Source organism: Paraburkholderia sp. LEh10 (assembly GCF_017814945.1).
Taxonomy (GTDB): Bacteria; Pseudomonadota; Gammaproteobacteria; order Burkholderiales; family Burkholderiaceae; genus Paraburkholderia.
In genome coordinates, this window is the sequence record NZ_JAGIPX010000090.1 from 1 (window position 1) to 12,860 (window position 12,860).

Annotated in this window: 10 protein-coding genes; 3 read left to right on the forward strand and 7 right to left on the reverse strand. The window is 63.1% G+C overall.

The genetic code is table 11. The features are described 5' to 3' along the window. Positions 1-151: 151 nt before the first annotated feature. The 5 genes from J8I87_RS39120 to J8I87_RS39140 all read right to left on the reverse strand — a co-directional run bounded on the left by J8I87_RS39120 (position 152) and on the right by J8I87_RS39140 (position 6,026). Positions 152-832, reverse strand: a complete 681-nt coding sequence (locus tag J8I87_RS39120) for a response regulator transcription factor (protein WP_209937768.1) — start codon at positions 830-832, stop codon at positions 152-154. 29 nt (positions 833-861) lie between these two features. Next, positions 862-1,941 (reverse strand): porin, encoded by a 1,080-nt coding sequence (locus J8I87_RS39125; protein ID WP_209937769.1) that lies wholly within the window; start codon positions 1,939-1,941, stop codon positions 862-864. Positions 1,942-2,029: 88 nt separating this feature from the next. Further along, positions 2,030-3,097, reverse strand: coding sequence for an ABC transporter ATP-binding protein (locus J8I87_RS39130; protein ID WP_209937770.1), 1,068 nt, complete (start codon positions 3,095-3,097; stop codon positions 2,030-2,032). Then, complete coding sequence (locus J8I87_RS39135; RefSeq protein ID WP_245254488.1) at positions 3,090-4,826, reverse strand: ABC transporter permease; 1,737 nt, start codon at positions 4,824-4,826, stop codon at positions 3,090-3,092. The genes J8I87_RS39130 and J8I87_RS39135 overlap by 8 nt, the downstream gene beginning before the upstream one ends. 111 nt (positions 4,827-4,937) lie before the next feature. Then, complete coding sequence (locus J8I87_RS39140) at positions 4,938-6,026, reverse strand: ABC transporter substrate-binding protein (protein ID WP_209937772.1); 1,089 nt, start codon at positions 6,024-6,026, stop codon at positions 4,938-4,940. Between the two features lie 128 nt (positions 6,027-6,154). Between J8I87_RS39140 and J8I87_RS39145 the strand changes: the two genes are divergently transcribed. The 3 genes from J8I87_RS39145 to J8I87_RS39155 all read left to right on the forward strand — a co-directional run bounded on the left by J8I87_RS39145 (position 6,155) and on the right by J8I87_RS39155 (position 8,666). Next, on the forward strand, positions 6,155-6,826 hold the full coding sequence (locus J8I87_RS39145) for a response regulator (RefSeq protein WP_209937773.1): 672 nt from the start codon (positions 6,155-6,157) through the stop codon (positions 6,824-6,826). Continuing rightward, positions 6,823-8,283 (forward strand): sensor histidine kinase, encoded by a 1,461-nt coding sequence (locus J8I87_RS39150; protein ID WP_209937774.1) that lies wholly within the window; start codon positions 6,823-6,825, stop codon positions 8,281-8,283. The genes J8I87_RS39145 and J8I87_RS39150 overlap by 4 nt, the downstream gene beginning before the upstream one ends. Positions 8,284-8,393: 110 nt before the next feature. Then, a complete protein-coding gene (locus tag J8I87_RS39155) occupies positions 8,394-8,666 on the forward strand; it encodes a DUF4148 domain-containing protein (RefSeq protein ID WP_209937776.1) in 273 nt (90 codons plus the stop codon). Between the two features lie 205 nt (positions 8,667-8,871). Here the strand turns inward: J8I87_RS39155 and irlR are convergent, their stop codons facing one another. Both irlR and J8I87_RS39165 read right to left on the reverse strand, forming a co-directional pair. Beyond that, a complete protein-coding gene (irlR, locus tag J8I87_RS39160) occupies positions 8,872-9,552 on the reverse strand; it encodes a heavy metal response regulator transcription factor IrlR (RefSeq protein ID WP_209937777.1) in 681 nt (226 codons plus the stop codon). Between the two features lie 6 nt (positions 9,553-9,558). Continuing rightward, the gene (locus J8I87_RS39165) at positions 9,559-12,816 is read right to left on the reverse strand and encodes an efflux RND transporter permease subunit (RefSeq protein ID WP_209937778.1); all 3,258 of its coding nucleotides are present in this window, start codon (positions 12,814-12,816) and stop codon (positions 9,559-9,561) included. Positions 12,817-12,860: the final 44 nt, after the last annotated feature.

The window sequence follows — 12,860 nt, forward strand, 5'->3', positions numbered from 1 at the left end:
GTTTCATGGGCGATGCTCTCAATAGCTATCGCTCAAGCATAGGCCATCTGTCCGCAAAATTCCTGACTTATGAGTAAGCAATGCACAAACGCTGAAGCGCTGATCTCCCTTCAATCGCCTCGACGTCGTCAGGCGCGCGACCCGCGATCCGTCAGATGGTCAACTGGCTGCGGGTGCGCAGCATATAGCCCATTCCGCGCAGCGTGAGTATCTCCGCGGACGAGGTCATCAGATGCCTGCGCAGGCGGTGAATATACACATCGATCACGTCCTGATTCGGTTCTTCGTCGAGGGTATAGACGCTGTTGATCAGCGCGGCTTTGGATACCGTTCGACCTTGCCGCAGCATTAGCGTTTCGAGTACGCCATGTTCGCGGCGGCGCAAACCAAGCGGCTCGTCATTGAGCAGAAACTCGCGCGTTGCGGGACAGTAGCGAAGGTCGCCGCACACGAGCGCCGTCGACATGCTCGTCAATCTCCGCCGGATCAGCGCCTTGACGCGCGCCACAAGTTCGCGCGCGTCGAATGGCCTGACGACGTAATCGTCCGCGCCGGCGGAAAAGCAGAACACCTTGTCTTCGATTGACTCGTGCTCCGTCAGCATCAGCACGGGCACGCTGTTACGGCGCCAGCGGAGCCGCGCGAGCACGTCGGAGCCGCTCATGCGCGGCAGGCTGAGATCGAGCAGCACAGCATCATAGTTCTGCGTCGCCAATACGGCTTCGGCGCCTTCACCGTCGTAGACCGTATCGACGACGAAGTTTTCTTCTTGCAGCAGCGCCGCAATGCCTTGCGCGAGCTCGGCGTCGGATTCCACAACCAGCAGATTCATTGCAGGCTCCCGTGTCTTGAACACACCGTCTAAAAACGATACTGCAAGCCCGCTATCACACCCGCTTGCGTATCCGCGGCGCCCACCAGGTCGCGGGACAGGCTGACGGGTTGATCGTTCTTCGCCATCGCATAACCAGCCGACAGATAGACGAGCGTGCGCTTGGACAACGCATACTGCGCGCGTGCCGAAAACAGTGTGGGGTCGGCATCGCTCGCGTCCTTGATGTCCTGGTGGTACACGGCTCCATGCAGCGAGAAATAAGGCGTGACTTCATAGATGCCGCCGATCCAGTACATGTCGCTGCGCAATGCCGGCGCGGGCGTCGTGAGAGCGCGCCGGAAATTGCGGTAGCCCGCCATGGCCTTTACCGCTCCAAAGTCGTAGCTGAGACCCGCATGAATGCCCTGGATGTAGTCGGTCGGGTCCATCGGCGCGATGCTGCCGCCAGCACCGTTCTGGCGGTTGAACGAGACCACGGCGGCAATCGGGCCTCTCTCGTAGCCGACAGCGACGTCATACTTCGAACTGGCTTTCATGCTGCCCGCCACGTTGCCGAAGCCATATAGCGCGCCGAGCCTGAAACCTGCGAACTTGCCGTCGTAGCGCACGGCATTCGCCGAGCGCGCGAATATCAGGTCCCTGCGGCCACCACTCGCCGTCGATGAAACGCCCCATGAATAAGCCGGTGCATAGCCCATCGGATCGAACGGCAGCATATAGTCGAAAGTCACCGTGAATGTGCGGCCGAAAATCAACTGGCCATAGTCGCTCTTTAGCCCGATGGTGGCACGCCGGTCGAAGATCGCCCCGGGCCCGTCGTCGAAACTGCCGTTCGCAACGTTGATGCCGCTTTCCAGCTGGAAGACCGCCTTCAATCCGCCTCCGAGATCCTCGACGCCACGCAGCCCCCAGCGCGACGTGTTCTTGCCCCCCGACACCATTCGCGCCGCGCCGCCGTCGTTGCCCGCATGGGTCACATATTCGACGCCTGCATCGACGATACCGTACAGCGTGACGCTCGATTCGGCCTGCGCAGTCATCGTGATTCCCGCACACGTCAAGCCGCACGACAGGCTCAGCGTCGCGCTTGCAATACCATGCTTCATGCTTGTCTCCGCCCTTACTCTCGTATTTGTGTCGTGGGACGCCGCCTGTTGCATGCGGCTTATCGGATGCTGCGGCCGGGCCCATGCGTCAGTCTGCCCTTGCGAATGCCCAGCAGTCGTGCACGGGCAATTCGATCCAATGCTCGCCCGTCGTTCGCGGCACGCGGCCGACTGCGCGCAGCCGCAGATCGCCGCAATCGAACAGGTATTCCCATCGGTCGCCGAGATAGGTCGATGCCACGAGCTGTGCACGAAGGCAATTCGCACCGGGACCGTCCGCGACATGCAGACGTTCGACACGGATCACCGCTTGCGCATGCTGGCCGGGCAGCAACGGATCGCGGGCCAGCGCCTGCAAATGCCAGCCGTCGCCGGCGAGCGTGACGCGATTGCCGGCGAGCGTCATCACGCGTGCGTCGATGCGGTTGTTGCTGCCCATGAATTCAGCCGCATAAAGCGAGCAAGGCGCGCCATAGAGTTCCGCGGGTGTCCCTTCCTGTTCGATGCGGCCGTTGCGCAGCAGCAGGATGCGATCGGACATCGCCATCGCTTCCGTCTGGTCGTGCGTGACGCACAACGCGGACAGGCCCAGCGACACGATCAGCTCGCGCAGCCATGCGCGCGCCTCTTCACGCAGCTTGGCGTCGAGATTGGACAGCGGCTCGTCGAGCAGAATGACGGGCGGGTTGTAGACGAGTGCGCGCGCAATGGCGACGCGCTGTTGCTGACCGCCCGACAGCTGATACGGATAACGCGCCGCGAGATGACCGATACCGAGCTGGCCGAGCGCATACTGCACACGCTTCTTCTGCTCGGCCGCGTTGACGCGCCGCAGTTTGAGGCCGTACGCGACGTTGTCGGCGACGGTGCGATGCGGCCACAGCGCGTACGATTGAAACACGAGCCCGAGCGAACGTTGCTCGACGGGAAGATCGACAGCGCTACGGCTGTCGAAGAACACCTGATCGTCGAGCCTGATGCAGCCCGACAATGGCTGCTCGAGCCCGGCGATCGCGCGCAGCAGCGTGGTCTTTCCGCTGCCGGACGCCCCAAGCAGGCACACTACTTCGCCTGCCCTCATGTCGAATGACACGCCGTTCAGAATCGGATTGCTGCCGAAATTCAGGAACAGGTTGTCGACGGAAAGCTCATCCATGAAGTTTCACTCCGAAACGCAGCGCGACGGCGAGTCCCGCGCCGACCATTGCGATATTGATGACGGACAATGCGGCGACCTGATCGACGGCGCCCGTCGCCCACAGCGACACGAGGAGCGCGCCGATCACCTCCGTACCAGGCGACAGCAGATAAACGGCCGTCGAATACTCGCGCTCGAAAATCATGAAGATCAGCAACCACGCGGCGAGCAGCCCGAAGCGCACGAGCGGCAACGTGATGTCGAGACTCACGCGCGCCCGCGAGCCGCCTGCGCTGCGCCCCGCTTCTTCGAGTTCCGGGCCGACCTGCAAGAGCGCGCTTTGAATCAGGCGCATCCCGTATGCGAGCCACACGACCGTATAGGCAATCCAGATGCTCCACATCGAGTTCCTGAGTTCTTTCAGTCCAGGCACGAACAGGAAGATCCACAGGAACGCAAGGCCGGCGAGCAGACCCGGCACCGCGCGCGGCAACAGCACGATGTAATCGATGAGACGCGTCGCCCAGTCGTTGCGCCGATGACCGGCGAACGCGACGAGCGCATAGAAGCCCACGGCGAGCGCACCGCCGAGCACGCCGATGCCGAGCGTGTTCACGATCGCGCGGACGAGGTTGTCGTGCTCGAACAGATCGGTGAAGTTGGCCAGTGTCAACACGTCGGCCAGCCTCACGCCCTCGCCCCAGGACGTGACAAAGGCGCGCAACACGATGCCGGACAGGGGAACGGCGATCGTGACGAACAGCCAGAACGCGACGACGGCAAGCGCCACCCAGCGCCACGCGCCAAGCGGCAGCACGGTTTGGCGCGCGCCTTTGCCCTTCACTGTCACGAAACGGTTCGCGCTTTTCAGAAGATGCCGTTGCAACAGCACGAGCGGAAACGTGATCGCGACGATGCACACCGCAACGGCCGCCATCAGGTGATACGAAGGGACGCCGAGCTTGTTCGTGAGCTTGTACAGATACGTCGCGAGGACGAGATGACCTTCAGGATCGCCGAGCACGAGCGGCAAGCCGAATACCTCGAAGCCGAGAAAGAACACGAGCACGCCCGCAAAGAGCAGCGCAGGCATCGTCATCGGCAGGCTCACGTCGAACGCGACGCGAAAGGGCTTCGCGCCCGCGACGCGCGCCGCCTCTTCCACATCGGACCCGAGGCTGCGCAGCGCCGATGACGAATACAGGTACACGTGAGGCACATGCGTGAGCCCCACGATCACCGTGATCGCGAAGATCGAATAGACACTCCACGGCGCGTCCGCGGTGCCGAACAGTTCTTTCCACCACACCGAATAGAAACCGGCTGGCCCCGCCGCCACCACATAGCCGAACGCGAGCACCATCGGCGAGATGAAAACGGGCGTGAGCAGCAAGGGTTCGAGCCAGCGCCGCCCGGGCAGGTCGGTGCGCGCCATCAGAAATGCGAGCACGCCGCCAAGCGGAATCGAAATGAACAGCATCCCGCTTGCGATGAAGAACGAGTTCTTCACGGACGACCAGAAGTCGGGATCGGCGAAGATGAATTCGAAGCTGCCGGTTCCGGCAGTGCTTTTCGCGTCGAAGAAAGGCGCGTTCAGCGCGCTCTGAAAAAGGATGAAACCGAGCGGCAGCAGGACGGCGAGTGTCAACACAGCGACGACGAGCCAGCGCAACAGGCCGGCAAGCGGTTGCAAGCCGCCCGTCGAGCGCGCGGGCGCCGTGCCGCCGGATGGCTCGCGCAGCGGCATATCGCGGCGCGCAGTTGCGGCATTTGAAGGCATGAGTTTCCCCCTGCGGCAGGGTTGCCGCATCGTGCAAGGCGTGAATGGATTAACGAATGCTTGCGCTTTGGATCGGGACTAGCGCCGGACCGCCTGTTGCCATTGCTTCAGAAATTCGAGGCGCTTTGCCTGGTCCAGATAGACAAGCAGACCCGCGCCGATCGGAATGGGTTTTAGCGCGTCGCCGAGTTGCTTCGACAGGCCCGCCATCGACGTTTCGCCATCGACGTCCGCGCGAATCGAAAACAGGTCGGCCTGATTCGCGAGCAGCGTCTGGCCGCGCTTCGACAGCAGATAGTCCACCCACAGCTTCGCCGCGTTCGGGTGCTGCGCCTTTTTCGAAATCGTCACCAGACGGCTCACGACCTGTGTGTAGTCCTTCGGATACACATAGCCGATGGACGGATCTTTCTTCGCCTTCGCAAACGCATACGAGCCGAGGATGTTGTAGCCGATCAGGTTCTCGCCGGATGAAATGCGCTCCATCATCGCGCCCGTGCTCGTTTGCAGTTTCGGCCCGGTCGCGCCGATCGCCCTCACGAGCGTCCAGGTGACCTGCGGATTCACGCGCGCATCCTGCGTCAGGTAGTTGAAGCCCGTGCCCGACTTCTCGATGTCATAGGTCGTGACCTTGCCTTTGTACTGGCTGGCGCGCGTCTGCAGCAGCCGGATCAGGTCGACGCGGGTCTGCGGCACGTCGCCGGCGGCGACCAGACGCTTGTTGTAGACGATCGCGAGCGGCTCATAAGTCGTACCGTAAGCCTGCTTCTGATATTGCGCCCACTGCGGCAAGTACCCGATTTCGGGCGATTCGTAGGTGAGCATCAGACCGTCGTTGACGAGCTTGACCTGCAGGTCCATCGCGGAACTCCACAGCACATCGGCGCTCTTACTGTTGGCCGCGCTTTCGCTGACGTAGCGGTTGTAAAGTTCGGTGCTGTTCATGTCGTGGTATTCGACCTTGACACCGTACAGATTCTCGAAGTCCTTGATGAGCGAACGCACGGGCGCCGTGTCAGTGGCGGAATAAATGATCAGCCGGCTTTCTTTCTTCGCCCCGTCGACGACAGCCTGATAGCTGCCCGGATATCCGGCGGGAACCTGTGCGTATGCAGATCCAGATGCAAAAGCAATAGATGCCGCAATGCACTTCAGCGTTATCTGCACGTCTTCCTCCAGATCGATCAAGTGTTGTGGGTGCGAAGTTTAAGTAGTGCGAGCTTTCTGATCGCTTTCATTCTTGAGAAAAATTAACGCACAATAATTACCGTCTCTAACGGATAAAAAGGCCCCGCATGCGCGTACTGCTCGTCGAAGACAATCCGATCCTTGCCCGCTCGCTGACCGACGCGCTCACCAGCGCGCGCTTGACAGTCGACTGCATGCACGATGGGGAGGCCGCCGACCACGTGCTGCACACGCAGGACTACGCGCTCGTGATCCTCGATCTCGGGCTGCCGAAGCTCCCCGGACTCGAAGTGCTGCGGCGCTTGCGTGCGCGGCGCAACCCGGTGCCCGTACTGGTTCTCTCCGCGCACGGTTCAGTCGAGGAGCGCGTGCGGGGCCTCGACCTCGGCGCCGACGACTACCTGTCGAAGCCGTTCGAGCTGACGGAACTCGAAGCGCGAGCGCGAGCTTTGATTCGCCGCAGCCACGGACACGAGCCTTTGCGCGTGCAATGCGGTCCGCTCATGTATGACAGCATCGATCGCAGCTTCAGCCTCGACGGCGCGCCGCTTCCGCTCACGCCGCGCGAGCGCGCGGTGCTCGAAGTGCTGATCCTGCGCAATGGCCGCGCGATCAACAAAGAGACGCTCTCGGAGAAGATCTACGGACTCGATGAATCCGTGAATGCCGATGCAATCGAAATCTACGTGCATCGACTGCGCAAGAAGCTCGAACACAGCGCGGTGGCGATCGTCACGCTGCGCGGCCTCGGTTACCTGCTCGAAACGAAGCGGCAATGAAGCGGCTGAATCTGCGGATGCAGGTCGCGCTGTGGCTGCTGTTGCCGCTACTCGCGCTGCTTGCGCTCGACGCGTGCCTCACCTACCAACGCGCGATGGGCGCCGCGCATGCCGCATTCGACCGGACCCTGGCCGTCTCGCTGAAATCGATCCGCGAAGGCATTCGCTTGCGCGATGGCGAGATCGAAGTGGACCTGCCCTATCTGGCACTGGAGATGTTCGAGTCGAACGATGGCGGCAAGATTTATTACGTCATCCGCGATGACAACGGCAACGCGCTGACGGGATACGCCGATCTGCCGCTGCCTGCAGGACGGCCCGCTGCGCCGTACCAGACCCGCTTTTATGACGCGGCATTCCATGGCCAGCCGCTTCGAATGGCCGCGCTGCGGCTGCCTGTACATGACGTGCCGACCGCGCAGACCCGCTTCGTGTGGGTGATGGTCGGCGAAACGATCGAAGCGCGTCAGGCGCTCGCCCGCGAAATACTGATGGGCTCGCTGCTGCAGGAGGGGCTGCTCGTCGTGCTCGCACTGGGCATCGTCTGGCTCGGCGTCGGGCGCGGCTTGCAGCCGCTGAGCCAGTTGTCGGCGAAGGTGTCCGCTCGCGCCGACGACGATCCCACGCCGCTCGACGCGAACGGACTGCCAAGCGAAGTCGCGCCGCTCGTCGAATCGATCAATCAGTACATCGGCCGTACGCAACGAATGCAACTGTCCCGGCGACGCTTCTTCACGGACGCGGCGCATCAGTTGAAGACGCCGCTCGCGGTGATTCAGGCCGAGGCGGAACTCGCGTTGCGCAACGGCGAAAGTCCGCCGCACGGCAGTCGCAGCCGTGCCGGTGTGCATCTGCGCCGGCTGAACCGTGCCGTGCGGCACGCCGGGCGGATCGTGCAGCAGTTGCTGTCATTGTCGCGGTTCGACGCGGATAGCGGCTACCACCATGCAGTCGAGCGTGCCGCCGTGCCGCTGCATGCAATCGCGCTCGACGCGACGCTCGACTGGTCACCCGTGGCGCGCTCGCGCGGCATCGACCTCGGCTTCGAGCACGAAGCATGCGTGGAGGTGCATGGACATGCCGATTTGCTGACCGAACTCGCCAGCAACCTGATCGACAACGCGATTCGCTATGCGGGCGACGGATCGGTGATCACCGTGCGAGTCGCGCAACATGACGAAGGACCGTTGCTCGAAGTGATCGACAACGGCCCCGGCATCCCGATCGACGAACGCGAAGCCGTGTTCGAACGGTTCTATCGCGGCAGTGCGACGCAGGCCGTTGAAGGAAGTGGGCTTGGCCTCGCGATCGTGCGTGCAATCACGCGCGTGCATGAAGCACGCATCGGCCTGAGCGATGCACCGGGGGGCGGACTGGTGGTGACAGTCGTGTTCCCCTCAGCGATCGCGAAACGCGCCGCGCCAGCCGATCCCCTGACGACATGCCCATCGCAATGACATCGCACACCTGACGTTTTTATCATCTTCATGTCACGCAAGCGCACCGTCTGCTTCACATACTGACTCCATGACGCGCCACCCGGCCGTCACAACCCAGGAGATGAAAAATGAAAGCAGCCAGGCTCGCAGCAGCTATCGTGACGGCGACGCTCGCCATGGGCGCGCTCTCTCAGACCGCATTTGCACAAGGCAAGTCCCGCGATCAGGTTCGCAACGAACTGATTCAGGCGCAGCACGACGGCATGCTCCCCGTGAGCAAGACCCAATACCCGCCCAACGCCAATTTGATTGAGCGCAACAAGGAAGTGCACGCCTCGTCCCGGCATGCGGGCGAGAAGTCACCCGCCATCGATCGGCATGACGGCATGACGGCCCAATAAATGCGTTCGCGCGGCAAGCCCTGCCGTGCGCGTCATCTGATGTGCGCATCGATGAAAGCCCTCAATCGATTCGATGCGCACGTCCACGATAAGCTGCGCATCGATGCACACATTCACCGTCATCATGCTGGCTGCAACCGATCGAATCGGCGGGCGGCACGTCGTCAAGCATCACGACGGCAGTCTGCCAGCACACGCGTGAGCGTCACTCTTCGCTGTCCCGCACTTCCAGCACATAGCCCATCCCGCGAACGGTGTGGATCAGCGTGGGCTCGTATGCGTCGTCCACCTTGGAGCGCAGGCGACGGATCGCGGAATCCACGACGTTGGTATCGCTGTCGAAATTCATGTCCCATACCTGCGACGCGATGATCGCACGAGGAAGAATCTCGCCCGCGCGTCGCATCAACAGCCACAGCAGCGCGAACTCCTTCGCCGTCAGCAGAATCGTGTCGCCCTGCCGGATCGCCTTGCGACGGGTCAGGTCGAGTTCGAGGTCCGACACGCGAAGCGTATTCGAATCGCGCGGCTGTCCGCGGCGCAGAATCGACTTCACGCGCGCAGTCAGCTCGACGAAGTCGAGCGGCTTCGCAAGGTAGTCGTCCGCGCCAAGCTCCAGTCCCTTCACACGGTCGCCGACGTCGTCGCGCGCGGTGAGGAACATCACGGGCGTGCGCCGGGTGCGCCGGAGATTGCGCAGCAGCGCCCAGCCGTCCTGGCCGGGAAGCATCACGTCGAGTATGAGCAGGTCATAGTCCTCTGATTCGGCCTGGTGCTGTCCGGAAATGCCGTCCTCCACCCAGTCGACGATATAGCCCGCTTCTGTCAAGCCCTTGCGTAGATACGCGCCCGTCTTGCGCTCGTCTTCGACAATCAGAATACGCATTGCACGTTACCCCCGACGCAAGCCCAGCCGCCGCAACACGCGGTCCGACACGCTCGCGCCGTCCGGCGCGTCGACCATGTCGCGTAGCGAAAACGCATGACATACGCGGTAGAGGACGGGCAACACGAGCAGCGTGAGTGCCGTCGACGACAGGATGCCGCCGATCACGACGGTCGCCAGCGGACGCTGCACCTCGGAGCCCGTGCCTGTCGCAAACGCCATCGGCAGGAAGCCGAGGGACGCGACCAGCGCCGTCATCAGCACGGGCCGCAGGCGCGTCACCGCGCCCTCCCGGACGGCGGCGTCGAGCCCGGCGCCGTTCTCACGCAGGTTGCGGATAAACGAAATCATCACGAGGCCATTGAGCACCGCAACGCCAGAGAGGGCGATAAATCCGACGGCTGCCGTGATCGAAAGCGGAATGCCGCGCAGCCACAATGAAACGACGCCGCCGCTCAGCGCGAATGGAATGCCCGTAAAGACCAGCAGCCCGTCCTTCACGTTGTTGAACATGATGAACAGAAGCACGAACACCATGAACAGGGCCAACGGGACAACGAGCTTCAAACGCTCGCTCGCGCTCTGCAACTGCTCGAACTGGCCGCCCCACGAAAGCCAGTATCCCGCCGGCACCCGCACGTCACGCTCGATCTGCGCTCTCGCGGCCGCCACGAACGAGCCGACATCGCGGTCACGGACATTCGCGCTGACGACGACACGGCGCTTGCCGTCTTCACGGCTGATCTGGTTCGGGCCCGGACCGACCCGCACCATCGCCAGTTCCGTCAGCGGCACATAGGGCGCCGCGAGCATCGGACCACTCGCGGCCACGGGCGCGGCAGAGGACAATGCGGCGGGCGACGCGGCGGGCGGCGCAACCGGCAACGCGATCGGCAGGCGCTTGATCGCCTCGATATCCGAACGCAGCTCCTCGGGCAGACGTACGACGATATCGAAGCGCCGGTCTCCGGCGAACAGCGTGCCCGCCTTCTGCCCGCCCACGGCCGCCGCCACGGCGTCCTGCACTTGCGCGACGGTCACGCCGTATCGCGCGAGCCTGTCGCGGTCCAGATCGATGGTGAGTACGGGCAGGCCTGTCGTCTGCTCGACTTTCACCTCCGACGCGCCCGGCACGTTCTGCAATGCAGCCGCGATTTTCTCCCCAGTCTCCTTGAGAACGGCCATGTCGTCGCCGAAGATCTTGACGGCCACGTCGCTGCGAACGCCCGAGATGAGCTCGTTAAAGCGCAACTGGATCGGCTGCGAAAACTCGTATGCATTGCCGGGCAGTTCGTCCAGCACGGCCTCGATTTCCCGCACGAGCTGCTCGCGGGCTTTCTTCGGGTCGGGCCATCGGTCGATGGACTTGAGCATCACGTAGCCGTCGGACAGGTTCGGCGGCATCGGGTCCGCTGCGATTTCGGCCGTCCCCGTGCGCGCAAACACTCGCTCGATCTCCGGGACGCGTTCTTTGAGGGTACGCTCGATGGCCTTTTGCATCTCGACCGATTGCGTGAGGCTCGTACCCGGAATGCGCAGCGCGGAAACCGCGAGGTCCCCTTCGTTGAGACTCGGAATGAACTCGCTGCCAAGGCGCGTCGCGAGCGCAAGCGTCAATCCGACGATCGCGACAGCGCCGAGCAGCACCTCTTTCGGCCGCGCCATGAACCGGCTCAACACGGGCTCGTAAGCGCGCCGCGCCCAGCCCATCAAACGGTTCTCCTTTTCCTCGACACGCTCGCCGATGAACAGCGCGACGGCGGCGGGAATGAAGGTCACCGTCAGGACCATCGCGGCCGCCAGCGCCATCACGACGGTCACCGCCATCGGATGAAACATCTTTCCTTCGACGCCCGTCAGCGCGAAGATCGGGAGATAAACCACCATGATGATCAGCTGGCCGAAGATGAGCGCGCGGCGCGCTTCCTGCGAAGCCCCGAACACTTCGGCGAAGCGCTCCGCGCGCGTCAGCGGCCGGCCCGCCGACGCCTGCGCGTGCGCGAGCCGCCGCACGCAGTTCTCGACGATGACCACGGCGCCATCGACGATGATGCCAAAGTCGAGCGCGCCGAGACTCATCAGGTTTGCGCTCACTTTCGCGTTCACCATGCCCGTGAAGGTCATCAGCATCGACAGCGGAATGACGAGCGCGGTAATCAGCGCAGCACGGATATTGCCGAGGAACAGAAACAGAATGACGATGACGAGCACCGCCCCTTCCAGCAGGTTCTTCTTGACCGTCGCGACCGCCTTTTCGACGAGCACGGTACGGTCGTAGACGGGGATCGCCCTGACGCCGCCCGGCAGCGAGCGGTTCACGTCTTCCATCTTGCGCGCGACGGCCTTCGCGACGGCACGGCTGTTTTCGCCCATCAGCATGAAGACGGTGCCAAGCACGACTTCGTCGCCGTTCGACGTCGCCGCGCCCGTACGAAGCTCGCGGCCGACGTCGACCTGTCCGACATCCTTCACGCGAACGGGCACGCCCTTGACGTTGGTGAGCACGATGTTGGCGATATCGTCGACGGAGCCGGCCTGGCCCGGGACGCGCACGAGATACTGCTCGCCGCGCTTTTCGATGTAGCCCGCACCGACGTTGTCGTTGTTGAGCTCGAGCGCCCGCACGATGTCGGCGAGGGTCAGGCCGTACGACATCAGCTTCGCGGGATTGGGCGCGACCCGGTACTCCTTCACGTAGCCGCCGATCGAATTCACCTCGGTGACGCCCGGCACGTTGCGCAATTGCGGCTTGATGACCCAGTCCTGCAATTCGCGCAGATCCGCCGGCGTGTAGCGGCTGCCGTCCGGCTTGCGTGCGGCGGCATCGGCCTCGACGGTCCACAGGTAGATTTCGCCGAGCCCCGTCGACGTCGGTCCCATTGCCGGCGCGATGCCTTGCGGCAGCTTCTCCTTCGCCTCCTGAATTCGCTCGTTCACGAGCTGCCGCGCGAAATAGATGTCGGTGCCGTCCTTGAAGATCACGGTCACCTGAGACAGGCCATACCGTGAAATGGAGCGTGTTCCAGCGAGACCCGGCACGCCGGCCATCGCTGTCTCGACGGGATACGTGATGCGCTGCTCGGCTTCGAGCGGCGAATAGCCCGGCGCGGACGTGTTGATCTGCACCTGGACGTTGGTGATGTCCGGCACGGCGTCGATGGGCAGCTTCTGGTAGCTGAAGACACCCAGCGCCGCGACGGCGACGATAGCCAGCATCACGAGCCAGCGATGGGCTATCACGAAACGGATCAGTCGTTCAAACATGGAATGGCCCCATGAACTATGCGGCGGCCGCGCAGCGAGCGCAT